This is a genomic window from Zoogloea dura (genome assembly GCF_012927165.1).
GTDB classification, from domain to species: Bacteria; Pseudomonadota; Gammaproteobacteria; order Burkholderiales; family Rhodocyclaceae; genus Zoogloea; species Zoogloea dura.
In genome coordinates this window covers 45,652-71,850 of sequence record NZ_JABBGA010000001.1, presented here as the reverse complement: position 1 = coordinate 71,850, position 26,199 = coordinate 45,652, and the positions used below count along the sequence as shown (strand labels likewise).

The window sequence follows — 26,199 nt, the reverse complement described above, 5'->3', positions numbered from 1 at the left end:
TCAGCCCAGGCGCTGACGCCGGGCCTCGAACAGGCACAGGCCGCTCGCCACCGACACATTGAGACTCTCCACCGTCCCGTACATGGGAATGCTCACGAGCTCGTCGCAGGTCTCACGGGTCAACCGCCGCAGGCCATCGCCCTCGGCTCCCAGCACCCAGGCGACCGGGCCTTTCTGATCCACCGTGTAGATGGACTTTTCAGCCTCGCCGGCGGCACCGAGCACCCACACGCCGGCTTCCTGCATCTCGCGCAGGGCCCGGGCCAGATTGGTCACCGTCACGTAGGGCACGGTATCGGCCGCACCGCTGGCCACCTTGACCGCAGTGGCGTTGAGCCCGACCGCCTTGTCCTTCGGTGCGATGACCGCGTGCGCGCCTGCCGCATCGGCGACCCGCAGGCAGGCCCCCAGATTGTGGGGATCCTGGATTCCATCCAGCACCAGCAGCAACGCGGGTTCCGTCAGACCGTCCAGCACGTCGGGCAGCTTGAGTTCCTTGCGGCGCGCATCCACCCGGGCCACTACGCCCTGGTGGCGCCGCGTGCCCACCATGCGGTCGAGGCGCTCCCCGTCGGACGGAATGACACGGGTTCCCAGTTGCTCCGCGTGACGCAGCAGATCCCTGGCCCGCGCATCGGTGCGCTGGGCATCGGCAAAGATCTCGAAGACGCCTTCCGGGTCGTGGCGAAGCTTGGCAAGAACGGCATGAAAGCCGTAAATGAGGCGGGAACTGGCGTTATCAGACACTGGACTTGGCTTTCTTCGTAGTACGGGCCTTGGCGGCTTTGGCAGGCTTGGCCTTCGCAGGCTTGCTCTTGCCGGTCTTGGCAGGGGGCGTCTTGGGCTTGGCAGCCTTGGCGGCAGGCGCGGTGTCGGCCGCGGCCTTGCGCGCCCGGCTTGCCGGCCGGGGGGCGGATTCTACCGCAGCCTCGACAGGGGCGGCTGCCTTGACCGGCCGGCGCCTGGACTTGGGAGTCGGCTCCGCTTCAGCCACCACGGCAACCGGCGGAGCAGACACCTCCTGCCCCCGATCCCGGTCCCGGGCCGTCTTGCCCGTCCGGGCGGTAGCCCGCTCGGGCCCCTTTACGAGCCGGAAGTCGATCTTGCTCGCTTCCATATTGACCCGTACCAACTGGATGCGGACCCGGTCGGACAGGCGGTAACGTTCGCCCGAACGCTCACCCACCAGCGCGTGCTGCGCATCGTCGAAATGGAAGTAGTCGCTTCCCAGATCGGAGATATGCACCAAGCCCTCGACAAAGACGTCATCCAGCGCAACGAACAACCCGAAAGGCACCACCGCCGAGACGCTTCCCTCGAACTCCTCGCCGATACGATCCTGCATGTAGTAGCACTTGAGCCAGTTCTCCACATCACGGTCGGCTTCATCCGCACGCCTTTCGGTCATGGAGCAATGCATGCCGATGGCGTCCCAATCACCGTTGTCCTGGGCCGGCACATAACGCTCGCCGAGGAGCGCGGCCTTGATGGCGCGATGCACCAACAGGTCGGGATAGCGCCGGATGGGCGAGGTGAAATGGGTGTAGGCCTCGTAGGCCAGACCGAAGTGTCCCACGTTATCCGGGCTATACACGGCCTGGCGCAACGAGCGCAGCATGACCGTCTGCAGCAGTTGCAGATCGGGGCGCTCCTTGATGCTCGCCAGCAGCTTGGCGTAATCCCCAGCACGCGGCTCCTCGCCGCCGCCGAGCTGCAGACCGAATTCACCCAGGAAATCGCGCAGCTTGGCGAGTTTCTCCGGGGTCGGCCCCTCGTGGACCCGGTACAACGCCGGATGCTCCTGGGCCTGCAGGAACTCCGAGGCGCAGACGTTGGCCGCCAGCATGCACTCCTCGATCAGGCGATGGGCATCGTTGCGCGACTCCGGGACGATCTGGGCAATCTTGCCGTTGTCGTCGAAGATCATCCGGGTTTCCTGGGTCTCGAAATCGATCGCCCCCCGCTTGGCCCGGGCCTTCAACAACACCCGGAACAGCTTGTCGAGGTTCTGCAGATGAGGCAGCAGACCACCAACCAGCTCCAGCGCTGCCGGATCGTTGTCGTACAGCGCCGCCGCCACCTGGTTGTAGGTAAGGCGGGCTTTCGAGAACATCACCGCCGGATAGAAGCGGTACTGCTTGATCACCCCGGTCTGGGAGATCGCCATATCGCACACCATGCACAGGCGTTCGACCTGGGGATTGAGCGAACACAGACCATTGGAGAGCTTCTCCGGCAGCATGGGAATGACCCGCCGCGGGAAATACACCGAGTTGCCGCGATCGTAGGCGTCGCCATCCAGCGCCGACCCGACCTTCACGTAATGGGATACATCGGCGATCGCCACCACCAGCCGGAAGCCCCGGCCCTGGCGTTCGCAGAACACCGCATCATCGAAGTCCCGGGCGGTTTCCCCGTCGATCGTCACCAGGGGCAAGGCCGTCAGATCCTCGCGCCCCTTCCAGTCCATCTTGCGGACTGCGTCCGGCAAGCGCCGGGTCTGCTCGCGGGCCTCCCGGGAGAACTCGAAGGGCAGATCGTGCTTGCGCAGGGCGATCTCGATCTCCATGCCCGGATCGGCATAATTGCCCAGCAGCTCGACGATCTTTCCGACAGGCTGGGCGTACCGGGTCGGCTGGTCAACCAACTCGACCACCACCACCTGGCCGGGAACCGGCTTGAACTTGGAGCGGGGAGCCGGCGCCAGCAGGATCTCCTGGGAAATGCGGCGGTTCTCCGGCACCACCAGGGTCACCCCGTTCTCCACCAGCACGCGCCCCACGATACGGGTATTGGCGCGCTCGAGCACCTCGACGACCTTGCCCTCGGGGCGGCCACGCCGATCCATGCCGGCGATGCGCACCATGACCCGGTCTCCATGCAGGACTTCCCGCATTTCGTTGGGGCCGAGGAAGATGTCCTGCCCTTCGTCGTCAGTGACGACAAAACCATAGCCGTCAGGGTGGCCTTGCACCCTCCCCTTGATGAGGTCGGCCTTGGCTGGCAGCAGATACGCTCCCCGCCGGTTGCGCATGACCTGCCCGTCCCGCTCCATCGCAAACATGCGACGCTCGAAGAACTCGAGCTCGACGGGCTGGATGTCCATGGCCTGAGCCAGTTCGGCAAACGGCAGGGGCACGCCCTGCTCTGCCAGAACCTGGATGATGAATTCCCGACTTGGCAGCGGGAAGTCATATTTCTGACTCTCGCGCTCGAAGAAGGGATCGCTGCGACGCAGCTTGCTGAGCTTTTTAGTGTTTTTGCTTTTTGATATTGACACGGATAATTTCTACTCTATAATTTCTAGCTCGTTGCCCAGATGGCGAAATTGGTAGACGCGCTAGTTTCAGGTACTAGTGCCGCGAGGCGTGGAGGTTCGAGTCCTCTTCTGGGCACCAGATTTTCAGGAAAGCCGGTCTTTGACCGGCTTTTTTGTTGTTGGTTGCAGACTGCAGAAACCGGATTTCCGGGACGGATTCAAGAGACAAGGTTATCTAGCCCTCCAGGGGCTTCCACTACAAGATTAATTTGTTCTATAATAGCGCTTTCGTTGCCCAGATGGCGAAATTGGTAGACGCGCTAGTTTCAGGTACTAGTGCCGCGAGGCGTGGAGGTTCGAGTCCTCTTCTGGGCACCAAGGATTCAAGCAAGGCCGGTCATGGAAACATATGACCGGCCTTTTGCTTTTCATCTCCCTTGTATTCGCATCCCAGGATTGCACTTCGCATCCAAAACCGAACATCCGAACTCTTTTTCAAAAAGGCTTGCACAAATCCAATTTTGATCTATAATGGCGCCTTCGTTGCCCAGATGGCGAAATTGGTAGACGCGCTAGTTTCAGGTACTAGTGCCGCGAGGCGTGGAGGTTCGAGTCCTCTTCTGGGCACCAAGGATTCAGGCAAAGGCCGGTCATGGAAACATGACCGGCCTTTTGCTATTTGTCTGTCACCGGCCATCGCGCGTCGCCCCTACCCCACTCACGCGCCAGGGCCACGCACAATCACACCGCCCAAAGAAAAACCCCGGCAAGCCCCTCCATGAAGAGGCTTGCCGGGGTTGCGCCGGTCTTACGAGCAATACGTGATCAGGCGCCGAAAGGATGGCGCTTGAGGATCGTCTCGTCCCGCTCGGGGCCGGTGGAAATGACGTCGATGGAAATCTCGCAGATCTCCTCGATACGGTGCAGGTAGGCACGCGCCTCCGGCGGCAGCGCATCCCAGCTCTGCGCACCAAAGGTCGTCCCGCTCCAGCCCGGCATGGTTTCCAGGATGGGCTCGCAGCGCACAACCTCTTCTGCGCCCATCGGCAGCAGATCGATGCGCTTGCCGTCCAGCATGTAACCGGTACACAGCTTCAGCTCGGTCAGGCCGTCGAGCACGTCCAGCTTGGTGATGCACAGACCAGACACGCCATTGATGATGATGGAGCGCTTGAGCGCCGCCAGGTCGAGCCAGCCGCAGCGACGCTTGCGCCCCGTCACGGTGCCGAATTCACGGCCCACGGTGGACATCTGGTAGCCCGGGGTGCCTGGAGTCTCAAAATCCAGCTCGGTGGGGAAAGGACCGCCACCGACCCGGGTGCAATAGGCCTTGGTGATACCCAGCACGTAGTGCAGACGGCCGGGGCCCACGCCACAGCCAGCCGCAGCCTGGCCTGCCACACAATTGCTGGAGGTCACGAAGGGATAGGTGCCGTGGTCAATGTCCAGCAGCGTGCCCTGGGCGCCTTCGAACAGCAGGTTGCCACCCGCCTTGTTGACCGCATACAGGTCGGCCGACACGTCGGTCACCATCGGACGGATCTCTTCCGCATCCTTCATCGCCTGGTCGAAGACCGTCTGGAAATCGACGGCTTCCGCGCCCAGGTACTGGGTGAGCACGAAGTTGTGATAATCCAGCACTTCCCGAAGCTTTTCGGCGAAGCGCTGGGGATCGAACAGGTCGTACACGCGCAGGGCGCGGCGGGACACCTTGTCTTCGTAGGTCGGGCCGATGCCCTTGCCGGTGGTGCCGATCTTGTCGCCGGCGCTCTTGCGCGCTTCGCGGGCACGGTCCAGGGCCGAGTGATAACCCAGGATCACCGGACAGCCCGGGCTGATCTTCAGACGCTCACGCACCTTGATGCCGCCGGCCTCCAGGCCACGCACTTCCTCGAGCAGATGATGGATGTCGAGCACCACACCATTGCCGATATAGCACTGCACGCCTTCCCGCACGATGCCGGACGGCACCAGGTTGAGCTTGTATTCGGTGGTGCCGACCACCAGGGTATGCCCTGCATTATGGCCACCCTGGAATCGGACGACGCCCTGGGCCTGATCAGTCAGCCAATCGACGATCTTGCCCTTGCCCTCGTCACCCCACTGGGTGCCCACCACGACTACGTTCTTTGCCATTTCTAATTACTCTCCCTGAAGCGGTTCAACCTGCCAGGCACCGCCCCGCAGAACCAGACGCCGGTCACAGCCGGCCTCACGCCACGTGCCTTCATGGCCGGGCAATTCAATCACTACACTTTCCCCTGCTTCGCGCAGCGCGGCCACAGCCTCGCGGAAACCGTCACTGCCGGCGCCGGAGGCCAGGATCGCACCGGCCTGCACAGGGTCGGCCACCTGGGCCGCCAGTTCGCGCAGGTCGAGACTGAACCCTGTGGCCGGACGGCCCCGCCCGAAGGCGCGGCCCACGCTGTCGTAACGTCCGCCGAGGGCCAGCGCCACCGGGGAACGTCCGCCATAGGCGGCGAAGACCACTCCACTGTGATAGTGGTAACCGCGCAGGTCGGCAAGGTCAAAACTGATGGGCAGGTCCGCCAGCGCGGCGGCCAGCGCCTCGAGGTCATCGAGCGCGGAGCGGATTTCAGCATCTTCCGGCAGCAGGCCGCGGGCCTTACTCAACACCCCGGCGTCACCATAGAGGGTCGGCAGGGCCAGCAGGCCCTGGCGCACCGCTTCGGGTACGCCTCTGAGCAAGTCCTGCAAGCCAGGCAGATCCTTGGACTGGAGGCAATCGAAGAGCGGCTCCTCCCGGTCGGCCGACAGGCCGCTCAGGCGCACCAGCGCCTTGAACAGGCCCACATGCCCCAGATCGATGCGTGACGTACCGACACCCGCGATCGACAGGACCTCGGCAAGCAGGCGGATCACCTCGGCATCAGCCTCAAGGCCGGCGTGCCCATAGATCTCGGCGCCGAGTTGCAGCGGCTCGCGGGTGGCCGTCAGCGAAGACGGCACGGCATGCGCCACGGTGCCGCAGTAGCAGAGACGGGTCACGCCCTTGCGATTGAGCAGGTGGGCATCGATGCGGGCCACCTGCGGGGTGATGTCTGCCCGGACACCCATGGTTCGCCCGGAGAGCTGATCCACCAGCTTGAGGGTTTTGAGCTGCAGGTCCTGGCCAGCCCCGGTCAGCAGGGATTCGAGATACTCAAGCAGCGGCGGAGCCACCAACTGGTAGCCATTCAGGCGAAAGGTGTCGAGCAGGCGACGACGCAGGTCTTCCAGCTTGGCCGCCTCGGCGGGCAGCGCGTCCTGGATGTATTCGGGTAGAACCCAACGCAACATGGGCATGGCGCCTCAAGAAAAAACGATCAGGATGACGAGGCCGAGCAACATCGACCCCAGACCCACGAAGCGGATCTGGCCGTCCGCCAGCCGAAGCAGGCGAGAAAAAGTCTCGCGCCAGGTTGCTGGCGCGACAAAAGGGATGACGCCTTCGAGCACGAGCATCAGCGCGAAGGCCAGAATGAGCGTACGGCCCATTACTTTCCGTGCTTGCCGGAATCAGCCGCCGAAGCATTACGACCACCGGAGCTCTTGAAGTACTTGAAGAACTCCGAGTTCGGCTCGATGACCATCACGTCGGACTTGCTCTTGAAGCTGCTCCGGTAAGCCTCCAGGCTGCGGTAGAAGGCATAGAACTCGGGGCTCTGACCAAACGCCTGCGCATATATGGCCGAGGCCTTGGCATCCCCGTCACCCTTGACCATCTGGGCAGAACGGTAAGCTTCGGCAAGGATCACCTCACGCTGCTTGTCGGCATCCGCCTTGATCTTCTCGGCCTCCGCGCCGCCCTGCGAACGAAGCTCGTTGGCGACCCGCTTGCGCTCGGCCTCCATGCGCCGATAGACGGACTCCGACACCTCGGCGGGCAGGTCCACCCGCTTGAGCCGCACGTCGACAATCTGTACGCCGATCTTGCGCGCATCGAGGTCAGCCTTGAGGCGCATCTCGTCCATGATCTTGTCCCGCTCGCCGGACACCACATCATGCACGGTACGCTTGCCGAACTCCTCGCGGAGCCCGGCATTGACGGTCTGTTCCAGGCGGGTACGGGCACGGGCTTCATCGCCCCCGACCGAGATGTAATAGAGCTTGGGATCGACGATCCGCCACTTCACAAACAGATCCACCAGCACGTTCTTTTTCTCGGAGGTGATGAAACGCTCGGGCTCCGAAGTGTCGAGGGTCAGGATGCGCCGATCGAAATAGCGCACGTTCTGGATCATGGGGATCTTGAAATGGAGACCCGGCTCGCTGATCTGCTCCTTGACCTCACCCAGTTGAAAGACCAACGCATGCTGGCGCTGATCAACCGTGAAGAGGGACATCGACAGCACCGCAGCGACAAACAGGCCCACACCGGCCAGCAATGACAGACGTTCTCGCATCAGCGTTCTCCCCGCTCACGGTTGCGCGTGGTCTCACGGGTACGGGACTCCCCTGAGAGTGCATCCGCCCTGGGCGGTGTAATCGTATTTTCGGCACCTGCAGGAGTGGCAGCACGTGGCAACTGGGCCGGCTCGCCAGCGGGCACGCTACCCGGCGCTGCAGTGACCTGCATTAGCTTGTCGAGCGGCAGGTACAGCAGGTTGCCGTTACCTTTCGCATCGACCATCACCTTGCTGGAGTTAGACAGGACCTGCTGCATGGTGTCGAGATACAGACGCTGACGGGTCACCTCAGGCGCCTTGGCATACTCGGCGTAGACCTGCTTGAAGCGCGACGCATCACCCTCGGCCTGGGCAACCACACGCCCCTTGTAGGCGTCAGCTTCTTCCAGCAAGCGGGAGGCCGCACCGCGGGCACGCGGAATAACGTCGTTGGCGTAGGCCTGGCCTTCGTTCTTCTGGCGCTCCCGGTCCTGGCCGGCCTTCACGGCGTCGTCGAAGGCAGCCTGCACCTGCTCGGGCGGCTGGGCGTTCTGCATGGTCACCTTGCTGACCTGGATGCCCGTGGTGTAGCGGTCCAGAATATCCTGGGTCAGCTTCTGTGCATTGGCCGCCACCTGTTCACGGCCTTCATAAAGCACGAAATCCATCTTGCTCTTGCCGACGATCTCGCGCACAGCAGTTTCAGCAGCCTGAATGACCGAGTCATCCGCATTCCGGTTGCTGAAAAGGTAAGCCTGGGGGTCCTTGAGAACATACTGGACGGCGAACTGGATGTTCACGATGTTCTCATCGTCCGTCAGCATCAGGGCCTCTTTGAGGACCTTGTTGCGCTCGGAGCCGCGATAGCCGATCTCGACCGTGCGCACGCCGGTCAGGTTCACCAGTTCGTGGCTCTGGATCGGATAGGGAAGGCGCCAGCGCAGGCCGGGCTCGGTGGATTCCTGGAAGCGCCCGAACTGCAGCACGATCCCACGCTGGCTCGCGTCGACGATATAGAAGCCGCTGGCCAGCCAGATCACCGCTGCAAACGCCGCGATCAGACCGATGCCGCCACCAAACTGGCGGAAGGAAAACTCGGGACCGGGGCCTTTGCCGCCACCGCCGCCATCACCGCCGCCGCCCGGCGCACCATTGCGACCGAACATGCCGGAAAGACGCCGATTGAAATCACGCCAGAGCTCCTCCAGATCGGGAGGCCCCTGGTTATCGCCGCCGCCGCGGTTGTCTCCACCGCCACGGTTTCCCCAGCGGGGATCGTTGAGGGACATGAGAATGCCTGAAATCACGGTTTAATCCGCTCCGGAAGAAGACTCACTGGGATACTTCAAAACGACGACTCATGTTGTACCGCAAGAGCCGCCAGGGATGCCTTGTGTTTCTGGGCGACGTCGGCCAGCACCTGCCTCAGCAGGTCGAGACCTTCTCCAGTCCTGGCGCTGAGCAAAACGCGCGAGATGTTACCACAAGCGTCCTGCTGCACTTCCGCACTCGCCAGGCTCTGGTCGATCTTGTTCCACACCTGGATCTGAGGCAACTGCCCGGCCCCGATCTCTTCCAGAACACCATTCACGGCAGCAATCTGCCCTTCCCTGTCGTCACTCGACGAATCGACCACATGCAGCAGCAGGTCGGCAGAGACGGTTTCCTCCAGCGTGGCGTGGAATGCGGCCACGAGAGAGTGAGGCAGGTCACGGATGAATCCGACCGTGTCCGACACCACGATGTTCCCGGCTTCGCCAAGGAAAAGTCGACGGGAGGTGGTGTCAAGGGTCGCAAACAGCTGATCGGCGGCGTAAGCCCCCGCCTTGGTCAGCGCATTGAACAGCGTGGACTTGCCCGCATTGGTGTAGCCCACCAAGGATACGCTGAGCACATCGCGACGCTCCCGCGCCCGCCGGCGGACGGCCCGCTGGCGCTCCAGCACCTTGAGCCGCGCCTTGAGCAGCTTGACCCGCTCGCCCAGCAGGCGGCGGTCGGTCTCGAGCTGCTTTTCACCCGGACCGCGCAGACCGATACCACCCTTCTGGCGTTCCAGGTGGGTCCAGCCTCTGACGAGGCGTGTGGACAGGTGCTGCAACTGAGCCAGTTCGACCTGCAGCTTGCCTTCGTGGCTCTTCGCGCGCAGGGCAAAGATGTCGAGGATGAGGGCCGACCGGTCGATGACCCGGCAGTTGAGCTTGCGCTCGAGGTTGCGCTGCTGGGCCGCGGTGATGTCGTGATTGAAGATCACGATGTCGCCACCGCTCATCTGCACCAGCGAACCGATTTCCTCAGCCTTGCCCTTGCCGACGAACAGCGCAGGATCGGGCGCCTGACGACGGCCCTGGATCACCCCGACGATGACCGCTCCCGCACTGCCTGCGAGCAGGCCAACTTCGGCCAGGCGCTCTTCGATGCCGCCCTGGCCAAAATCGACCTGCACCAGAACGGCGCGGTTTCCCGACGAAGGTCGTTCAAACACGCCGCCACCCGACGTTCAGGTGGACCACAGACGGCCAGGAAATAATGGAACTCAGCTTGCGGCCTCGTTCTGTTCCTGCTGGATATTGACGGGACGCGCCGGCACCACGGTGGAGATGGCGTGCTTGTAGACCATCTGGGTAACGGTGTTCTTCAACAGGACAACGTATTGATCGAAAGACTCGACCTGCCCCTGCAGCTTGATCCCGTTCACGAGATAAATGGAAACCGGCACGTGCTCGCGGCGGAGCGCGTTAAGGAACGGATCTTGGAGGAGTTGCCCCTTGTTGCTCATTTTTAGAACCTCTATGGTTTTAGTTTGGAATAATTATAGAGCCTTTTGCTGCACCGCCACATCAGGTACGGCAAGCAGCTCGATGGTGTGGAAATCGGTTCTTCAATCCTTGCTTGCGAAGGGGTTCTTTGACGACTTGAATTGTATCCGCAACGGCGTCCCCTGCAATTTGAAGGCTTCCTGAAAGGTTCTTTCCAGATAGCGTACGTATGACGGCGGCACATGGTCAAGAGCGGCGCCGTGCACAACGATGATCGGCGGGTTCATGCCCCCCTGGTGCGCATAGCGCATCTTGGGACGGAAGCCATTATGACGGGGCGGTTGCTGACGCACGATGGCATCAAGCAGCAGGCGGGTCAGCTTGGGCGTGGCGAGCTTGGTCATCGCCGCCTCGTAGGCCCCATCGACAGCCTTCAACATGGGGACGATGCCCTGCCCTTTCAAGGCCGAGACATACAGAAAGCGTGCAAAACCCAGGAAGGGCAGCTTGCGGGCAATGTCTTCCTTGATGCGCTGGCGACGATAGTCATCGACGCTATCCCACTTGTTGACCGCCACCACCAGGGCGCGACCGGCTTCGACCACGAAGCCACCGATGTGGGCATCCTGCTCGGAGACATCCTGGCTGGCATCCAGCACCAGCACCACGACGTTACTCTGCTCCACGGCCTGGAGGGTCTTGATCACCGAGAACTTCTCGACGGTCTCGAACACCTTGCCGCGCTTGCGCAGGCCTGCGGTATCGATCAGCGTGTAGTGGCGCCCGTTGCGCTCGAAGGGCACCTCGATCGCATCACGGGTGGTGCCGGGCATGTCGAAGGCAATGACCCGCTCTTCGCCGATCAGGGTATTGACCAGGGTGGACTTGCCCACATTGGGACGCCCGACGATCGCCACCCGGGGGCCCTTCTCGGCCGGCACGTCGTCATCGTCATCCCGCGGAAAGGACTCGAGGATCAGTTCCATCAGCGTGGTGACGTTGTCACCGTGGGCCGAGGACACACACAGCGGCTCGCCGATGCCCAGGGCATGGAACTCGGCAGAGATCATCGCCCGGTTCATGCCCTCGGCCTTGTTCACCACCAGGAAAGTCGGACGGCCGGCCCGGCGCAGCCGGGTTGCGATCTGCTCGTCGTGGGGCGTCAGGCCGGCGCGGGCATCCACCATGAACAGCAGCGCATCGGCTTCGGCGATGGCCTGCTCGGCCTGCCGGGCCATTTCGTGGACGATCCCGTCCTTTGCGACGGGATCAAAACCGGCCGTATCGACGACCAGGAACTCCCGCTCGGCCGCCCGGCCAAGGCCGTAGCGACGATCGCGGGTCAGACCGGGGAAGTCGGCGACAAGCGCATCACGGGTCTTGGTAAGGCGATTGAACAGGGTAGATTTGCCCACATTGGGGCGACCTACCAGAACCAGGGTTGGCTTCACGCGTCGGGAACTCCGTTATTGCAGGCCAAGGCCATAAACATTGCCATCCTTGCTCTGGATGACCATTTCGCCATCACTGCGCTGGATGTCGGCAAGGATGGGGCTGGAGTCGACACGCTGCCGACCTGCCATTGCCCCGTCGTCCTTGCGCAGAAGATGCACGTAGCCCTCACCATCGCCCACCACCACGTAGCTGCCCGACACGCGCGGACGGCCCACGTTGCGGCCGGCCAGTTGATCCTGCTTCCAGGCGCTGGCGCCATTGTTCAGGTCGAGGGCGTGAACGGCCCCCTTCTCGTCGGTCACGTAGGCATACCGGGAATCCAGGTCGAGGCCCCTGGAGCTGGACAGGTCACGTGCCCACAGGGTCGAACCATTGGCCAGGTCGAAGCAGGCGATGCGGCCCTGGAAGGCCACGGCGCAGGCGGCGCGGGAGCCCAGCACCGGCAGGCTGGTGATGTCGGCCATGCGCTCCAGCTCGGTGGCGCCACGCGGCACGGCCACCGTGCCTTCCCACATCAGGCTGCCGTTGGCGCCGCTGACGGCCACCAGCTTGCCACCCGGAAAGCCCGCGAACACCGCGCTCCCCTCGATCACCACCCCTGCGGAATTACGCAGGGACAAGGCCGGAGTTGCCCGCTGGTAGGCCCAGCGCCGACGACCATCCTGGGGATCCAGCCCGAACAGCCGGCTGTCCGCGCTGCGCACCACGACCAGGTTGTCGGACACGGCGGGTGCGGCGAGGATCTCGGCATTCACCTGGACACGCCATTTGACCTGGCCCGTCCTGGCGTCGAGCGCCACGACCTCGCCCTTCGGCGTGGCCACCACGGCGATCTGCCCATTGCTGCCGACACCACCGGAGAGGGCGCCGTTGATGGAGGCCTTCCAGGTGCTGCGGCCTGCTTCCAGACGCAGCACGTCGCCGTCGGCGGCAGCGGCGAAGACGGCATTGCCGCTGATCGCCGGTTGCAGCACGTAGGCACCGGAAGCCCCCACCCGCGCCTTCCACACTTCAGAGACACGGACACCGTCGTTCTGCAAGGGCTTGAGGGCCGGCAGCTTGTTCTTGTCGGACGCAAACGGATTCAGGGACGAGCACGCCCCAAGCAGCAGCGCGCCCACCACAGCCACCGCCAGACGGGCGGGCGTCATTGCGCGCCCCCGATGGCGTCGAGCTTGGCCTGGGCGATTTCACGCAGGGTGGAGGACTCCGCCTTGACGGCGGTGCTCAGCGCATCCACGGCCGCCTTGTAGGCAACCCGGGCTTCCGCCGGCTTGCCCTGAGCCACCAGGATGTCACCCTTCAGGTCGGCAAACCGCGCGGCCAGTTCGGCATCGGTCGGTGCCTGCAACTGGGCCAGGGCTTCGTCGTAGGCCTTGTCATCGAACAGGACGGTGGCCAGACGCAGCCGCGCAATATTGCGCAGCGCCGGATCATTGGCCTTTTCGGCGGCCCAGGCCAGGGGAACCCGGGCGTTCTTGAGGTCGCCCGCATCGCTCTGGACCTTGGCCGACAGCAGCGCAGCCAGGTCGGCGTAAGGCGTGCCGCTGTACTTGTCGATGATCAGCCCGGCAGCCTCACGCGCCTTCTGGGCGTTCTTCTCGCCGGCGGCCTGTTGCACGGCGGTGTAGAGCGCCGACGCTTCCGTCCCCTGCTTGCCGCGGTACCAGTTCCAGCCTTGCCAGCCAACGGAAGCCAGCGCTGCCACCACCGCGAGGGTGGTCACGAGCTTGCCGTTCTCTTCCCACCATCCCTTGATCTGGGAAATCTGTTCCTGTTCTTCAAGGTCAAATGCTGCCATCGTCTTCTTCCGATTCGAGTAGGCGGTCGGCCAGGGTTTCGGGGAGTACGTCCATCGGGACGCGGATCTGTTCGGAGCCATCGCGCAGCGGCTTGAGGCTGACTTCGCCTGCGGCAGCCTCATCGTCGCCAATCACGACGGCAAAGGGTGCGCCGGAAGCGTCTGCCCGCTTCATCTGCGACTTGAAGCCGCCGCCGCCGCAGTGCAGCGTAACGGAGAAACCCGTACCACGCAGCGCTTCGGCAACGCGGAAGGCGGCCCGCTGGGCAGCCTCACCGGCATGCACCACATACACATCGGGCACGACTCGCTCGGCCTCGCCACCGCATTCCTGCCACAGGGACAGCAGGCGCTCCACGCCCATGGCAAAACCTGCCGCGGGCGCCGGCTTGCCGCCCAGCTGGGCCACCAGGCCGTCGTAACGGCCGCCGGCACAGATGGTGCCCTGCGCGCCGAGGCGCGTGGTGACCCACTCGAAGACCGTGCGGTTGTAGTAATCCAGGCCGCGCACCAAGCGATGATTGATTCGATAAGGCATGCCCGCATCCTTCAGCAGGGTCTGCACCCCGTCAAAGTGCTTGAGGGACTCCTCGCCGAGGAAATCCGCCAGCTTGGGCGCGGCTTCGACAATACCCTGCAGGTCGGGGTTCTTGGTGTCGAGGATGCGCAACGGATTGGTGTACAGACGCCGCTTGCCGTCCTCGTCCAGGCGATCCTGGTGCTGCTCCAAATAGGTGATCAATGCAGCCCGGTGGGTGGCGCGCTCCTCGCTGCTGCCGAGGGAATTGATCTCGAGCTTGACGTCCTCGAGGCCCAGGTCATCCCACAGACGCGCGCACATCAGGATGTGCTCGGCATCGATGTCCGGACCGTCGAAGCCCAGGGCCTCGACCCCCACCTGGTGGAACTGCCTGTAGCGCCCCTTCTGGGGACGCTCGTGGCGGAACATCGGGCCGTGGTAGTACAGGCGACGCGGCTGGCCGAACAGCAGGTTGTGCTGGATCGCCGCCCGCACGCAGGAGGCCGTGCCTTCCGGGCGCAGGGTCAGGTGTTCGCCATTGAGGGCGTCCTCGAAGGAGTACATCTCCTTCTCGACAATGTCGGTGACTTCGCCGATCGCCCGCTTGAACAGCGGGGTCGGCTCGACGATGGGCATGCGGATGGGGCGGTAGCCGTAGCTGTGCAGCCAGTTGCGGACGATGTCCTCGAACTGCTCCCAGACTTCTGCATCGTCGGGCAGGATGTCATTCATGCCGCGCACGGCCTGGAGGGTCTTGCTCATGATTCCTTTTATTCTTGTAGGCGGAGCGGCACGGCCTCAGGCCGGCGCGCCCTTGCGGGGATAGGTGCGGGCCACGTAACGCTCGATGATGGCCTTGAATTCATTGGAGATATTGTCGCCGCGCAGGGTCAGGGTCTTGACCCCGTCTTCGAACACCGGCGCGGCGGGCGACTCGCCGGTACCCGGCAGGGAAATGCCGATGTTGGCGTGCTTGCTCTCGCCCGGGCCATTGACGATGCAGCCCATCACCGCCAGGGTCATGTTCTCGACACCATCGTACTGGTCACGCCAGATCGGCATGTTGTCGCGGACAAAGCTCTGCACGTCGGAGGCAAGCTCCTGGAACAGGGTGCTGGTGGTGCGGCCGCAGCCGGGGCAGGCCGTCACCATCGGCGTGAAGGCTCGCAACCCCATGGTCTGCAGGATCTCCTGGGCCACCACCACCTCCTGGGTCCGGCTGCCGTTGGGCTCCGGGGTCAGGGAAATGCGGATGGTGTCGCCGATGCCTTCCTGCAGCAGCACCGACAGCGCCGCCGTGGATGCCACGATGCCCTTGGAACCCATGCCGGCCTCGGTCAGGCCCAGGTGCAGGGGGTAGTCACACTTGGCCGCCATGTCGCGATACACCGCGATGAGGTCCTGCACGCTGCTGACCTTGGCCGACAGGATGATCTTGTCGCCGCCCAGGCCATATTCCTCGGCCTTCGCTGCAGACTCGAGGGCGGAGGTGACCAGCGCCTCGCGCATCACGGCGCCGGCATCCAGCGGAACGGCACGCTTCGCGTTCTCGTCCATGATGCGGGCCAGCACCGACTGGTCGAGACTGCCCCAGTTGACGCCGATACGCACCGGCTTGTCGTACTTGCAGGCCATCTCGACGATGGACGCGAACTGGGTGTCCCGCTTGGCGCCCTGCCCCACGTTGCCGGGGTTGATGCGCAGCTTGTCGAGCGCCTCGGCGCAGGCCGGGTTATCGGACAGCAGCTTGTGGCCGTTGTAATGGAAGTCGCCGACCAGCGGCACATCCAGGTTCATTTGCAACAGCTTCTCACGGATCTTCGGCACCGCCTTGGCCGCCTCGTCATTGTTGACGGTGATGCGCACCAGTTCGGAGCCCGCCCGCGCGAGCTGGGCCACCTGCATGGTGGTGGCAAAATCGTCGGCCGTATCGGTGTTGGTCATCGACTGCACCACCACGGGCCCTGCCGAGCCGATCAGGACATTTCCGACACGCACCAGGCGGGTCTGGCGACGGGGGGCTGCGCGCCCCGAGAGGAGTAGATCCATGATTGTTCCGATTACTCGATCTTGAGACGGGCGACCGTTGCCTTGGCGGCCAGGCCCAGGTCGACCGGAGCACCGTTGCGCTCCAGCTTCACCGAACGGGCATTGCCGATCACGGCGGAAAAAGGCGGCTTGACATCAACCTGCTCGCGGGTACCGGCCTTGCCCAGGCGTGAAAACACCACCTTGCCGGCTGCATCCTTGATCTCCACCCAGGAGTCCTGGGCAAAGTCGAACACCAGCCTGTCGGACCCTGGCTTGGCGGCATCCGCAACGACAGCTGCAGCGGGCACTTCCTTCGCCGGCGTGGCAGCGGGCACCGCCACCACCGGCGCAGCAGGCGTCGGGGAACTGCCCGCCGGCGCAGCCGGAGACACGGACGCCGGCACGGGAACAGGAACGGGAACAGGCACCGGGACAGGAACAGGCGCCGCTTCGACCGCAGGAGGCACGGCTGCCGTGCCCTCCCCGCCCTGCGCACCGGGCGCAAAGGCAGGTGCCTGGGAGGGTGGCAGGCTGGCGACCAGGTCTTCCTGGGGCTTGCTCTTCTGGGTGTCGTAATACCAGCCGACGACCACGATGCCGAGCAGGGCCAGAGCGGCCGCCACGCCGGGCAGCACCGAACGGCGGAAACGTCCGCGCCCCACTTCCGGCATGTTGCCATGGGCATTCGAGGCCGGTGCCAGCTCGACGGTAGCATCGCTGGCGGGCGGTTCGAGCTCGGCCAGCAGCGGAGCGGGATCGATCTTCAGCAAACGGGCGTAGTTACGCAGGAAGCCGCGCGTGAAGGCCGTGCCCGGCAGCTGGTCGAAACGCCCCGACTCGATGGCCTCGATCTGGCGGGCATTCAGCTTGAGGGAATAGGCCGCTTCCGGAATGCTCATGCCCAGGGCCTCACGGGCACTACGCAGGGTTTCGCCGGCCCGGCGCTCGCCGGAGGTCTCGTCGGTCGAAGATGGCAAGACGTGAAGATCTGTCACTGATACTGCCCTTGCTGGAAAGCCTGGAATTCGGGGGAGGCCGGGAAGCGGCGCCGCAACTGCTGAACAAGGGTGGCCTCCGCAGCGCGGTCTCCGAGCCGGCGTTCGATCCGGATGCCCAGCCAGAGGCTCTCGGCGGTCGGTTCACCGAGCTTGTGCAGAGCCGCGACGTAGCGCCGCGCGGCTTCATAGGCACCGCGCCGGTAGGTGATCGAGGCCAGGTGGTAGATGGCCGGCAGATTGGTGTCGTCGGCCTCCAGTGCACGGATGAAATACGGCTCGGCGGCGGCGTCATCCTTGAGTCGCAGGTGGCACAGGCCAATATTGGTGAGGGCCCGCGCAGGCGTCTGATAGTAGGGATTGCGCACCGCTGTCGTGAGCAGCGCGAGGCCCGCCCGCTCCTTGCCCGTCGAGCACAGGAACCAGCCGTAGGAATTCATGATCTCCGGATCGCCCGGCGCCAGCCGTCGCGCGTGCTCGAAGCTCGCCTCGGCCACCGGGTTCTCCTCGAGATACATATGCACCTGCCCCATCAGCTGATAGGCAGGGGCATAACCCGAGTCGTAGCCCGCCGCCGCCCTGGCTTCATCGAGGGCCACGCCGAAGCGCCCGGCCTGGAAGTAGGCCTGCCCCAGCTCGACATGCACCTTGGCCTTGCGCCGCGCATCGGTCTGCACCGGCATCTCGGACACCGGGCGCTCCAGGCGGGTGTCGATGCCGGACAGATTGGGGCCGCTTGCACAGCCGGCCAGGACCAGGGAGGCAACGAAAGCAGGCAGGAAGGACTTGAGCATCGCGTCAGGCACCCTGGATCGGGATGATCCGCGCCGCAGTCCGCCGGGTCTTGTCCTGCACCTGGCCGGCCAGCTGACCGCAGGCCGCATCCACGTCGTCGCCACGCGTCTTGCGGGTGGTGGTGACAATACCGGCATCGATCAGGATCTCCGCGAAGCGCTTGATGCGCGGCGCGGGCGAACGGTCGAAGCCGGACGACGGGAAGGGATTGAAGGGGATCAGGTTGAACTTGCAGGGCACGTCCCGGACGAGGGAGACCAGTTCGCGGGCGTGGGCGTCGGAATCATTCACCCCGTCGAGCATCACATACTCGAAGGTGATGAAATCGCGCGGCGCCTTCACCAGGTAGCGCTGGCAGGCGGCCATCAGCTCGCGCAGGGGGTATTTCTGGTTGATCGGCACCAGGCGGTCGCGCAGCGCATCGTTGGAGGCATGCAAGGACACGGCCAGGGCCGTCGGGCAGGCATCGCGCAGGCGGTCCATGGCCGGCACGATGCCGGAGGTGGACACGGTGACGCGGCGCCGTGAGAGTCCGTAGGCGTTGTCGTCGAGCATCAGCTTGAGGGCCGACACGACATTGTCGAAGTTGGCGAGGGGCTCGCCCATGCCCATCATCACCACGTTGCTGATCACCCGCTCGCCGTCGCCGTTGGCGCCGAGCATGCGGTTGGCGAGCCACAGCTGGCCGATGATTTCGGCGGCACTCAGGTTGCGGTTGAAGCCCTGCTTGCCGGTGGAGCAGAAGGCGCAATCGAGGGCACAGCCGGCCTGCGACGAGATGCACAGGGTGCCGCGATTGGTTTCGGGAATGAACACCGTTTCCACCGCGTTGGCATTGCCCACATCGAGCAGCCACTTGCGGGTACCGTCGGACGACACGCTGTCGCGCACCGGCACTGGCGGCGCGATGCAGGCAGTCGTTGCGAGCTTGGCCCGCAACGACTTGGCCACATCGGTCATCTCCTCGAAGTCGGTCGCACCGAAACGGTGCACCCAGCGGAGCACCTGCTTGGCACGGAACGGCTTCTCACCCTGCTGGACGAACCAGTCGGTGAGGGCTTCGGCATCGAAATCGAGAAGATTGACCACTTTTACTTCCATCAGGATCGGCGGGTGACGAGAACATCCCGGACTCGCCGATAAAGATCATCAACGGCTGTAAACGTTCATGCCGGGGAAGAAGAAAGCCACTTCCACAGCTGCGGTTTCAGGCGCGTCGGAGCCGTGCACGGCGTTGGCGTCGATGGAATCGGCGAAATCGGCACGGATGGTGCCCTTCTCGGCCTTCTTCGGGTCGGTGGCGCCCATCAGCTCACGGTTCTTGGCAATGGCGTTCTCGCCTTCCAGAGCCTGGATCATCACCGGGCCGGAGGTCATGAAGGACACCAGATCCTTGAAGAAGGGGCGCTCCTTGTGCACAGCGTAGAACTCGCCGGCTTCACGCTCGGACAGATAGGCCAGCTTGGCGGCAACGACCTTGAGGCCGGCGGCTTCGAAACGGGCGTAGATCTGGCCGATCACGTTCTTGGCAACGGCATCGGGCTTGATGATGGACAGGGTGCGTTCAATAGCCATGAGACAAACTCCAGTGAGACAAGGGATGGTCGAAAAACCGAAAGCTCGGAATTTTAGCAGGTTTGCGGGGCTGCTTCGGCGCTTTTCCATGCCCTTCCGCCATGCGGCCGTGCCCGGCCGGCGGGGCTGGCGGCTGGAAAGGCGGACTTGAGGGTGTCGCGCCACGGTGCCCGGCAAGGCACCGGGCCGGAAAAGTGGACAAAAAAAAGGGTGCGCATCGCGCACCCCCAACCCCAACAGAGAGACTTCAGCCTGGGTGCCGCGGCACCCTGAAAACGCGTTTTGTTGCTCGTGTTTGCGTCTTCAACTTGGGATCGATTATGGGGACTTCCGGGGGGGCGCGTCTTGACCTGGGTCAAAAACCCTTCACGTGACAGGGTGAAATACGGGATAAATCAAGCATTCCATCCGGATTCAACGATCAGCAGGCTCGTCGCCGTCGGGTCTGGCCGGAGGGGCATCATCGTCGGCCACCACCTTGTAGCCCGGCCCTTCCAGATCGTCGAATTGGCCGCTGCGGACCGACCACCAGAAGATCACCCCGATCAGGAAGACCAGCACCACGGACATGGGAATCAGGAGATAGAGGCTTTCCATGGCGACCTTTAACGGGCGAGCCTGCGCTGCAGGCGCAAGGCATTGAGTACGACGAAGAGAGAGCTGGCGGACATGCCGATGCCAGCCATCCAGGGCGTCACCAAGCCGAACATGGCCAGGGGGACGGCCGTGAAATTATAGGCAAAGGACCACCACAGGTTTTGCCGGATGATGGTGAGCGTCCGGCGTGACACATCGAATCCGTCGGCCAGCGCGCCCAGGCGGGAGCCCAGCAGGACGATGTCGGCCTGATTGCGGGCCAGATCGGTACCACCGCCCATGGCCACGGACACCTGGGCCTGGGCCAGCACCGGCGCATCGTTGACACCATCGCCCACCATCGCAATCACACCGCCCCCGGCCTGCAGGGCCCTCAGGGCTTCGTGCTTGCCCTCGGGCGTCATGCCGCCGACAGCCTGCGAAATCTCCAGGCGACGGCCCAGCGCCTCGACGGTGGACGGTGTGTCGCCACTGAAGATCGACAGCTTGATGCCGCGTGCGCGCAGCGCCTCGAAGGTGGCGGGGCAATCCTCGCGCAGGCCGTCCGACAGCACGAAGGCGGCCAGCCAGCCGGCGGACGAACCGAGGGCGACGACACTGCGCCCCGACTGTTCGTCCTCCACCAGGCCGCGCGGCAGCTCGTCACCCGCCAGGCCGGCCACGAAGGCGGGCCGCCCGATGCGGTAATTCACCCCGTCCAGGACGCCGCTCATGCCCTGCCCGGTCACCGCCGTCAGCGCGCCGAAGGCAGGCAGTCCACCGGCCGCCGCCTGCAGGCGCAGGGCCGTTGCGATGGCATGCTCGCTGCCCTGCTCGAGGCCCGCGGCCAGCGCCCGCACCCGCTCTTCGGAGATCTCGCCAAAAAGGCGCACGCCTTCGACCCGCATCTCGCCATAAGTCAGGGTACCGGTCTTGTCGAAGACAAAATGCTCGGCGCGGGCCAGCGCCTCGATGGCATGGCCGCGGGTCACCAGCACCCCCATCCGGGCCAGGGTGTCGGTGGCCACCGTCAGCGCCACCGGCGTCGCCAGCGACAATGCGCAAGGGCAGCTCACCACCAGCACGGAGACAAAGACCCACAGCGCCCTATCCGGATCGGTCCACCACCACCAGGCGGCGGTGACCACGGCGAGGACCAGCAGTGCAACGATGAAATAAGCCGCCACCCGGTCGGCCTGCTGGACCACCCGCGGCTTCTCCGCCGAGGCGCGCTCCATCAGCTGACGGATCGCCGCCAGGCGGGTGTGCTCGCCGGTGCGGCTGACCCGCACCAACAGCGGGCTGCCGATGTTCACACTGCCACCGGTGACCTCCGCCCCCGGCCCCTTGGGCACCGGGCGGCTCTCGCCAGTCAGCAAGGCCTCATTGGCCTGGCTCGACCCCTCGATCACCACACCGTCGGCCGGCACGGCCTCGCCCGGCTTGATGCGGATCACGTCTCCCGCCAGCAGCTGGGACACCGGCACCTTGTCGCCTTCCGGCGCAGGGTAGCCGGCCAGGCGCTCGGCGAAGGCCGGCAGGGCCTTGCCCAGTTCCTCCACGCCGCGCACCGCCTTCTGGCGCGCCAGCATCTCCACGTAGCGCCCGCACAGCAAAAAGAACACGAACATCGTCACCGAGTCGAAGTACACCTCGCCCCGCCCCGTCAGGGTCGCCCAACAGCTGGCGATGAAGGCCGCCCCCACCCCGAGGGCCACCGGCACATCCATGCCGAGGCGGCGCAGGCGCACGTCACGCAGGGCGTGGCTGAAGAAAGGCGCTGCGGAGTAAAGCACCACCGGCGTGGTGAGGATCAGGCTGGCCCAGCGCATGAGCAGCTCGATGTCGGCGGTCATGTCGCCACTCTCGGCGATGTACACCGGGAAGGCGTACATCATCACCTGCATCATGCCGAAGCCGGCCACGAACAAACGCCACAGGGCGGTGCGGCGCTCACGCTGGGAGATCTGTTCGGAGCGCGCCGCATCGTAGGGATAGGCGCGGTAGCCGATGGCCTGGATCGCCGCGAGGATGTCCGACAGCTTGATCCTGCGTTCATCCCAGCGCACCCGGGCACGGCGCGTCGCGTAGTTGATGTCCACCGCCGTCACGCCGGGCTGGTGCGCCACATGCTGCTCGTTGAGCCAGATGCAGGCCGCACAGGTGATCCCTTCAAGGATCAGTGCCGCCTCGCGCTCGTGCTCGCCGATGGGCTTGACGAAGCCCTTCTGGAAATCCGGGTGGTCGAACAGGCCCAGATCCTTCAACTCGTCGGGCAGGGCCTCGCGGGCCTGCTCGGGCATCGCGTCACGACGCTTGTAATAGTCGATCAGCCCGCTATCGACAATGGACCTGGCCACCGCCTGGCAGCCGGTACAGCACATCTGGTGACGGGTTCCGGAGATCTCCACCGGAAGATCCACATCGGCGGGAATGGGCAGGCCGCAGTGATAGCAGTCATGCTCGGGCGAAACGGGGGAGTCGGACAACGAGGGCCTCGCACACAACGCACGTGGCCGGGACTGGCCACGGGAAACACGCCGTTTTATCACAAAGCCGGTTTCCGGCAAAACGGAGCGGCATCGGCTGGCTCCATGTTCGGCGGCGCACAGACACCTGTCCATGGGTGCGTAGCATCAGGCAGGCCATGTGTCCCGTTGAGGAGGAATCAAATGTCTATCGGAACCATTTTGTTGATCGTGCTGGTGCTGCTGTTGATCGGCGCCTTTCCGAGCTGGCCTCACAGCCGCAGCTGGGGCTACGGCCCTACCGGGGGCATCGGCCTCCTGCTGGTCATCCTGCTCGTACTCGTGCTGCTCGGTCGCATCTAGCCGGCCGCATCCCCTATTCACACGTCGAAAAGAAAGGAAATGACATGCTTCAGTATGCAGGAATATTTCTCGTCATCGCGCTGGTCGCAGCCCTGTTCGGCTTCACCGGGATCGTCGCCGGGGCGGTCGAGATCGCCCGGATACTCTTCTTCATTTTCCTGGTGCTGTTCGCCGCATCCTTCGTCATCGGGCTGTTCCGCCGGAACTGACCGTCCGACCCGCCGCAACCACCATGAAAAAACAGCGGGCCACCCTTGTTCAGGGTGGTCCGCTGCGTCGCCAGGCGGTGGCGAAACCCAGTCGCTGATCAGCGCTTGATGCGCGAGATCTTTGTGCCTTCGATGCTGAGGCTGGCCATCAGGCCCTGCTGGTCGAAGATGAAGGCGTAGGCATCATCCTTCAGGGTCGAGGACGAGAGATTCTTGGCAACGCCTTCGTTCACCACCACCACCGACGGCCCGACCCCGATTTCCCAGCCCTTCGACTTGTCCAGGTATTTCACGGCCTTGTCGCTCATCAGGAACACCACGTAACCGTAGGATTCCGCACCCGCCTGCCAGCCCCACGAGGCAGACACCGAGTTGTAGTAGCCGACCTTGGTCGCGCCCTTGTTCAGGACCCCCTCGCCATAACTGCCGCCGAACACCAGGCCGGCCTTGATGATCTTCGGGAAGACCAGCACGGCTCGCGCCTTCTTCCCGAGCGACTCGGCGCTCGGGTTGGTCTTGTAGAGCATCTGCAGGGCCTGGACCGCGTCCTTGTCCAGGTCATCGGCGGTGGCCGCAAAGGCGGGAGCCCCCAGCCCGGCAAGAGACAACGAAGCGGCGGTCACGAGCATCATCTTGCTGAAATTGCGTCTGGCGTTGGTCATTTTCGTTTCCTTTACGTGGGCAGCGAAACCGGGAGAAGCACCACCATGCGGATCGCGGGCGGCCGCCCAACCCGGGTTCGGGACGATCGGGTACTGCGGACTTTCATGCTGCGCCACTTCGATACAGAGGTCGGTACGCTGGCGAACAGAGCAGCCCTAGCTGTCGCCAAGGGCGTGCAGCCTTTGGCGCAGTACCTCCACTTCATCGAGCAGTTCCAGGGCCAGCGCCGCCCCCGCCAGATTGAGGCCGAGATCGCGCTGCAGGCGCAGGGCTACCGTCGCCCGGCGCACGTGCAACCCGGTGAAGCGCCAGCAATGGGGTTCCCGCCCGAGAGGGGCGACGACCCCCTCGTCCACCAGTTCGACGATGGCCTCGGCACGCACGGCACAGGCCTGGCATACCTCGAGCAGGGTCAGCCCGGTCTGCTCCTCGAGAATGGTCACGCTGAGCTGCGGCAGCAGTCTGGTCTTGTCCATGTTCAATGTCCGGCGGAAGGTCGTGGATCGAAGGACGGGAACTGAGCGGCCATCCCGGCATAGAAATCGCGGGCCGACTCGCTGTCGGCCGGCGGCAGGGCGATCTGCAGGACGACGTAGAAGTCGCCCGGCGTGGCACCGGGAATGCCGCGCCCCTTGAGACGCAGCTTGCGTCCTGCCACGGCGCCCGCCGGAATCTTCAGGTCGACCTGGCCATCAGGCGTCGGAATGGCCAGGGTCGCTCCCAGCGCAGCCTCCCAGGGCGCGATGGGCAGATCGAAGTAGACGTCGCGCTGCTCGACGCGATAGTGCGGATGAAGATGGAAGGCCACCTCCAGGTAAAGGTCGCCGGGCGGCCCCTTCCCCATTCCCGGCATGCCCTGGCCAGCCAGGCGGATATGCTGCCCGGCGCGGACCCCCCGCGGAATCACGACCTTCAGCGTATGCCGGCGAAGATGCACGCGACCGTGCTCATCCACCTCGGGCGTCTGCAGGGAAATAGCCCGGGTCGCCCCTCTGTAGGCGTCCTCCAGATCGATCGACACCTGGGCATGGTGATCCTGGCCGCGGGCGTGATATGCGCCCCCCGCCGTCTGCGAGTGTCCGCTACGACGGCCGTAGAGCGAGGCGAAGAAGTCACTGAAATCGGCGTTGCCATCGTCACCCTCCCCGCCTCCCGAGAACTCGAAGCTCCCGTTCCCGCCAGGAGGTGGCCGAAAGTCCTGGCCGGCCTTCCAGCCACTGCCCAGCGCGTCATAGGCCGCGCGCTTCTCCAGGTCCTTGAGCACAGCGTAGGCCTCTCCCAATTCCTTGAAGCGGCTCTCGGCGTCCGGGTCCTTGCTCACATCGGGATGATATTTGCGTGCCAGCTGCCGATACGCGCGCTTGATCTCCCCCTGGCTGGCATCCCGCGCAAGCCCCATGAGCGTGTAATAGTCCTTGAATTCCATGGCGGGTCTGCAGAATGGTCGGGTTCACAACCCGGGAAGCTCAGGTCGCGATCCGGTCGGGCAGCAGACGCCCGTACTCCTTGCGGACCACGGCATAGCACTCGCAGGTACGCGCCTCCAGCCCCACCCGGTCGAGCACCGTGATATGGCCCCGGGCATAGCGGATCAGGCCGGCAGCCTGGAGCTTGAGGGCCCCTTCGGTGACGCCCTCACGGCGCACTCCGAGCATGTTGGCAATCAACTCCTGGGTCATCACCAGCTCATTCCCCTGCAACCGGTCCAGGCTGAGCAGCAACCAGCGGCACAGTTGCTGATCGAGGGAATGGTGGCGATTGCACACCGCGGTCTGGGCCATCTGGGTGATCAGCGCCTGGGTATAGCGCAGCATCAGGTGCATCACCGGCCCCGAGCGACTGAAGACCTCCTTGATCGCCTGCCCGCGCAGGCGGAAGCCCTGCCCGGCGCTCTGCACCACCGCCCGGCTGGGCGTGGATTCGCCGCCCATGAACAGGGCAATTCCGACGACCCCCTCGTTGCCGACCACGGCGATCTCGGCCGAAGCGCCGTTCTCCATGACGTACAACAAGGAGACGATGGAGGTGGTCGGAAAATACACGTGACTGAGGGTCCGCCCCGATTCATAGAGCACATGCCCGAGAGGCATGTCGACCGCCTCCAGCTGGGGTTTGAGGCGCTCGAACTCGATCTCGGGGAGAACCGCCAACAACCTGTTCTGCAGGGGAGAAGGCGCATTGGACATTGAAGAATCCCGGTGGAACGAACAAGCGCAAGTCTGACCAGACCGGCAGTTTGAGTCTGTACGCTCCCGCACACAGCAGCCCCCGCCCGTACGCCACCGCACCGACTACCCCGCCGGCCCGCTCCATCCTTCGTCTGCAAGTCTCGATAAGGCAGGCAA

General features: G+C 64.3%; 26 protein-coding genes and 3 tRNA genes. 5 read left to right on the top strand and 24 right to left on the bottom strand.

What is annotated here, in order from left to right; translation table 11 throughout:
- Window positions 1-747 carry a 23S rRNA (guanosine(2251)-2'-O)-methyltransferase RlmB gene (rlmB, locus tag HHL15_RS00305; protein ID WP_169143826.1) on the bottom strand — a complete coding sequence of 249 codons (747 nt, stop codon included), beginning with the start codon at window positions 745-747 and terminating at the stop codon, window positions 1-3.
- Entirely contained in the window at window positions 740-3,280 is a 2,541-nt protein-coding gene (gene rnr, locus HHL15_RS00300; RefSeq protein ID WP_408065709.1) for a ribonuclease R, read from the bottom strand. Before rnr ends, rlmB begins: the two co-directional genes overlap by 8 nt.
- A 33-nt stretch (window positions 3,281-3,313) precedes the next feature.
- Here rnr and HHL15_RS00295 point away from each other — a divergent pair.
- The 3 genes from HHL15_RS00295 to HHL15_RS00285 all read left to right on the top strand — a co-directional run bounded on the left by HHL15_RS00295 (window position 3,314) and on the right by HHL15_RS00285 (window position 3,889).
- Window positions 3,314-3,398, top strand: a tRNA-Leu gene (locus HHL15_RS00295).
- Window positions 3,399-3,552: 154 nt separating this feature from the next.
- Window positions 3,553-3,637, top strand: a tRNA-Leu gene (locus HHL15_RS00290).
- Between the two features lie 167 nt (window positions 3,638-3,804).
- A tRNA-Leu gene (locus HHL15_RS00285) sits at window positions 3,805-3,889 on the top strand.
- A 195-nt stretch (window positions 3,890-4,084) separates the two neighbouring features.
- On the opposite strand, the gene HHL15_RS00280 is transcribed toward HHL15_RS00285, so the two are convergent.
- The 18 genes from HHL15_RS00280 to HHL15_RS00195 form a co-directional block, all read right to left on the bottom strand.
- Window positions 4,085-5,395 carry an adenylosuccinate synthase gene (locus HHL15_RS00280; RefSeq protein WP_169143825.1) on the bottom strand — a complete coding sequence of 437 codons (1,311 nt, stop codon included), beginning with the start codon at window positions 5,393-5,395 and terminating at the stop codon, window positions 4,085-4,087.
- A 6-nt stretch (window positions 5,396-5,401) separates the two neighbouring features.
- Window positions 5,402-6,556 carry an ATP phosphoribosyltransferase regulatory subunit gene (locus tag HHL15_RS00275; RefSeq protein ID WP_169144299.1) on the bottom strand — a complete coding sequence of 385 codons (1,155 nt, stop codon included), beginning with the start codon at window positions 6,554-6,556 and terminating at the stop codon, window positions 5,402-5,404.
- Window positions 6,557-6,571: 15 nt separating this feature from the next.
- Complete coding sequence (locus HHL15_RS00270) at window positions 6,572-6,757, bottom strand: DUF2065 domain-containing protein (RefSeq protein ID WP_169143824.1); 186 nt, start codon at window positions 6,755-6,757, stop codon at window positions 6,572-6,574.
- Window positions 6,757-7,665 carry a protease modulator HflC gene (hflC, locus tag HHL15_RS00265; protein ID WP_169143823.1) on the bottom strand — a complete coding sequence of 303 codons (909 nt, stop codon included), beginning with the start codon at window positions 7,663-7,665 and terminating at the stop codon, window positions 6,757-6,759. The genes HHL15_RS00270 and hflC overlap by 1 nt, the downstream gene beginning before the upstream one ends.
- Window positions 7,665-8,936, bottom strand: coding sequence for an FtsH protease activity modulator HflK (gene hflK / locus HHL15_RS00260; protein ID WP_169143822.1), 1,272 nt, complete (start codon window positions 8,934-8,936; stop codon window positions 7,665-7,667). The genes hflC and hflK overlap by 1 nt, the downstream gene beginning before the upstream one ends.
- Window positions 8,937-8,992: 56 nt before the next feature.
- On the bottom strand, window positions 8,993-10,129 hold the full coding sequence (hflX, locus tag HHL15_RS00255; protein ID WP_169143821.1) for a GTPase HflX: 1,137 nt from the start codon (window positions 10,127-10,129) through the stop codon (window positions 8,993-8,995).
- 51 nt (window positions 10,130-10,180) lie between these two features.
- Window positions 10,181-10,423 (bottom strand): RNA chaperone Hfq, encoded by a 243-nt coding sequence (gene hfq, locus HHL15_RS00250; protein ID WP_079434940.1) that lies wholly within the window; start codon window positions 10,421-10,423, stop codon window positions 10,181-10,183.
- Window positions 10,424-10,525: 102 nt separating this feature from the next.
- On the bottom strand, window positions 10,526-11,854 hold the full coding sequence (gene der / locus HHL15_RS00245; protein WP_169143820.1) for a ribosome biogenesis GTPase Der: 1,329 nt from the start codon (window positions 11,852-11,854) through the stop codon (window positions 10,526-10,528).
- Window positions 11,855-11,869: 15 nt separating this feature from the next.
- Window positions 11,870-13,009, bottom strand: a complete 1,140-nt coding sequence (gene bamB / locus HHL15_RS00240) for an outer membrane protein assembly factor BamB (RefSeq protein ID WP_169143819.1) — start codon at window positions 13,007-13,009, stop codon at window positions 11,870-11,872.
- On the bottom strand, window positions 13,006-13,659 hold the full coding sequence (locus HHL15_RS00235; RefSeq protein ID WP_169143818.1) for a YfgM family protein: 654 nt from the start codon (window positions 13,657-13,659) through the stop codon (window positions 13,006-13,008). Before HHL15_RS00235 ends, bamB begins: the two co-directional genes overlap by 4 nt.
- Window positions 13,646-14,941, bottom strand: a complete 1,296-nt coding sequence (hisS, locus tag HHL15_RS00230) for a histidine--tRNA ligase (RefSeq protein ID WP_169143817.1) — start codon at window positions 14,939-14,941, stop codon at window positions 13,646-13,648. The genes HHL15_RS00235 and hisS overlap by 14 nt, the downstream gene beginning before the upstream one ends.
- Window positions 14,942-14,977: 36 nt before the next feature.
- Window positions 14,978-16,228 (bottom strand): flavodoxin-dependent (E)-4-hydroxy-3-methylbut-2-enyl-diphosphate synthase, encoded by a 1,251-nt coding sequence (ispG, locus tag HHL15_RS00225; protein WP_169143816.1) that lies wholly within the window; start codon window positions 16,226-16,228, stop codon window positions 14,978-14,980.
- Between the two features lie 11 nt (window positions 16,229-16,239).
- Window positions 16,240-17,187, bottom strand: a complete 948-nt coding sequence (locus HHL15_RS00220) for a RodZ domain-containing protein (protein ID WP_169143815.1) — start codon at window positions 17,185-17,187, stop codon at window positions 16,240-16,242.
- A gap of 14 nt (window positions 17,188-17,201) precedes the next feature.
- The gene (gene pilW / locus HHL15_RS00215; protein WP_169143814.1) at window positions 17,202-17,999 is read right to left on the bottom strand and encodes a type IV pilus biogenesis/stability protein PilW; all 798 of its coding nucleotides are present in this window, start codon (window positions 17,997-17,999) and stop codon (window positions 17,202-17,204) included.
- 4 nt (window positions 18,000-18,003) lie between these two features.
- On the bottom strand, window positions 18,004-19,101 hold the full coding sequence (gene rlmN / locus HHL15_RS00210; protein WP_169143813.1) for a 23S rRNA (adenine(2503)-C(2))-methyltransferase RlmN: 1,098 nt from the start codon (window positions 19,099-19,101) through the stop codon (window positions 18,004-18,006).
- A gap of 48 nt (window positions 19,102-19,149) precedes the next feature.
- Window positions 19,150-19,575, bottom strand: a complete 426-nt coding sequence (gene ndk / locus HHL15_RS00205; protein ID WP_169143812.1) for a nucleoside-diphosphate kinase — start codon at window positions 19,573-19,575, stop codon at window positions 19,150-19,152.
- A gap of 414 nt (window positions 19,576-19,989) precedes the next feature.
- On the bottom strand, window positions 19,990-20,172 hold the full coding sequence (ccoS, locus tag HHL15_RS00200) for a cbb3-type cytochrome oxidase assembly protein CcoS (RefSeq protein WP_169143811.1): 183 nt from the start codon (window positions 20,170-20,172) through the stop codon (window positions 19,990-19,992).
- 8 nt (window positions 20,173-20,180) lie between these two features.
- The gene (locus HHL15_RS00195; protein WP_235943156.1) at window positions 20,181-22,640 is read right to left on the bottom strand and encodes a heavy metal translocating P-type ATPase; all 2,460 of its coding nucleotides are present in this window, start codon (window positions 22,638-22,640) and stop codon (window positions 20,181-20,183) included.
- Between the two features lie 183 nt (window positions 22,641-22,823).
- Here HHL15_RS00195 and HHL15_RS00190 point away from each other — a divergent pair, with 183 nt between their 5' ends.
- The gene (locus HHL15_RS00190) at window positions 22,824-22,982 is read left to right on the top strand and encodes a DUF3309 family protein (RefSeq protein ID WP_169143809.1); all 159 of its coding nucleotides are present in this window, start codon (window positions 22,824-22,826) and stop codon (window positions 22,980-22,982) included.
- Between the two features lie 44 nt (window positions 22,983-23,026).
- On the top strand, window positions 23,027-23,191 hold the full coding sequence (locus HHL15_RS00185) for a DUF1328 domain-containing protein (RefSeq protein WP_169143808.1): 165 nt from the start codon (window positions 23,027-23,029) through the stop codon (window positions 23,189-23,191).
- Window positions 23,192-23,289: 98 nt separating this feature from the next.
- On the opposite strand, the gene HHL15_RS00180 is transcribed toward HHL15_RS00185, so the two are convergent.
- The 4 genes from HHL15_RS00180 to HHL15_RS00165 all read right to left on the bottom strand — a co-directional run bounded on the left by HHL15_RS00180 (window position 23,290) and on the right by HHL15_RS00165 (window position 26,004).
- A complete protein-coding gene (locus HHL15_RS00180) occupies window positions 23,290-23,853 on the bottom strand; it encodes a lipid-binding SYLF domain-containing protein (RefSeq protein ID WP_169143807.1) in 564 nt (187 codons plus the stop codon).
- A 156-nt stretch (window positions 23,854-24,009) separates the two neighbouring features.
- Window positions 24,010-24,330 (bottom strand): chaperone modulator CbpM, encoded by a 321-nt coding sequence (locus tag HHL15_RS00175; protein WP_169143806.1) that lies wholly within the window; start codon window positions 24,328-24,330, stop codon window positions 24,010-24,012.
- A gap of 2 nt (window positions 24,331-24,332) precedes the next feature.
- Window positions 24,333-25,280, bottom strand: a complete 948-nt coding sequence (locus HHL15_RS00170; RefSeq protein WP_169143805.1) for a DnaJ C-terminal domain-containing protein — start codon at window positions 25,278-25,280, stop codon at window positions 24,333-24,335.
- 40 nt (window positions 25,281-25,320) lie between these two features.
- The gene (locus HHL15_RS00165; protein ID WP_235943155.1) at window positions 25,321-26,004 is read right to left on the bottom strand and encodes a Crp/Fnr family transcriptional regulator; all 684 of its coding nucleotides are present in this window, start codon (window positions 26,002-26,004) and stop codon (window positions 25,321-25,323) included.
- Window positions 26,005-26,199 lie beyond the last annotated feature (195 nt).

Bases quoted from the DNA above. Each gene is read 5' to 3' on its own strand.
- HHL15_RS00180 (WP_169143807.1), bottom strand. From the start codon at position 23,853: ATGACCAACGCCAGACGCAATTTCAGCAAGATGATGCTCGTGACCGCC.
- HHL15_RS00235 (WP_169143818.1), bottom strand. From the start codon at position 13,659: ATGGCAGCATTTGACCTTGAAGAACAGGAACAGATTTCCCAGATCAAG.
- HHL15_RS00280 (WP_169143825.1), bottom strand. From the start codon at position 5,395: ATGGCAAAGAACGTAGTCGTGGTGGGCACCCAGTGGGGTGACGAGGGC.
- ccoS (WP_169143811.1), bottom strand. From the start codon at position 20,172: ATGGAAAGCCTCTATCTCCTGATTCCCATGTCCGTGGTGCTGGTCTTC.
- HHL15_RS00270 (WP_169143824.1), bottom strand. From the start codon at position 6,757: ATGGGCCGTACGCTCATTCTGGCCTTCGCGCTGATGCTCGTGCTCGAA.
- pilW (WP_169143814.1), bottom strand. From the start codon at position 17,999: ATGCTCAAGTCCTTCCTGCCTGCTTTCGTTGCCTCCCTGGTCCTGGCC.
- hflK (WP_169143822.1), bottom strand. From the start codon at position 8,936: ATGTCCCTCAACGATCCCCGCTGGGGAAACCGTGGCGGTGGAGACAAC.
- hfq (WP_079434940.1), bottom strand. From the start codon at position 10,423: ATGAGCAACAAGGGGCAACTCCTCCAAGATCCGTTCCTTAACGCGCTC.
- HHL15_RS00175 (WP_169143806.1), bottom strand. From the start codon at position 24,330: ATGGACAAGACCAGACTGCTGCCGCAGCTCAGCGTGACCATTCTCGAG.
- ndk (WP_169143812.1), bottom strand. From the start codon at position 19,575: ATGGCTATTGAACGCACCCTGTCCATCATCAAGCCCGATGCCGTTGCC.
- hflC (WP_169143823.1), bottom strand. From the start codon at position 7,665: ATGCGAGAACGTCTGTCATTGCTGGCCGGTGTGGGCCTGTTTGTCGCT.
- HHL15_RS00190 (WP_169143809.1), top strand. From the start codon at position 22,824: ATGTCTATCGGAACCATTTTGTTGATCGTGCTGGTGCTGCTGTTGATC.
- hisS (WP_169143817.1), bottom strand. From the start codon at position 14,941: ATGAGCAAGACCCTCCAGGCCGTGCGCGGCATGAATGACATCCTGCCC.
- HHL15_RS00170 (WP_169143805.1), bottom strand. From the start codon at position 25,280: ATGGAATTCAAGGACTATTACACGCTCATGGGGCTTGCGCGGGATGCC.
- ispG (WP_169143816.1), bottom strand. From the start codon at position 16,228: ATGGATCTACTCCTCTCGGGGCGCGCAGCCCCCCGTCGCCAGACCCGC.
- rlmN (WP_169143813.1), bottom strand. From the start codon at position 19,101: ATGGAAGTAAAAGTGGTCAATCTTCTCGATTTCGATGCCGAAGCCCTC.
- HHL15_RS00185 (WP_169143808.1), top strand. From the start codon at position 23,027: ATGCTTCAGTATGCAGGAATATTTCTCGTCATCGCGCTGGTCGCAGCC.
- bamB (WP_169143819.1), bottom strand. From the start codon at position 13,009: ATGACGCCCGCCCGTCTGGCGGTGGCTGTGGTGGGCGCGCTGCTGCTT.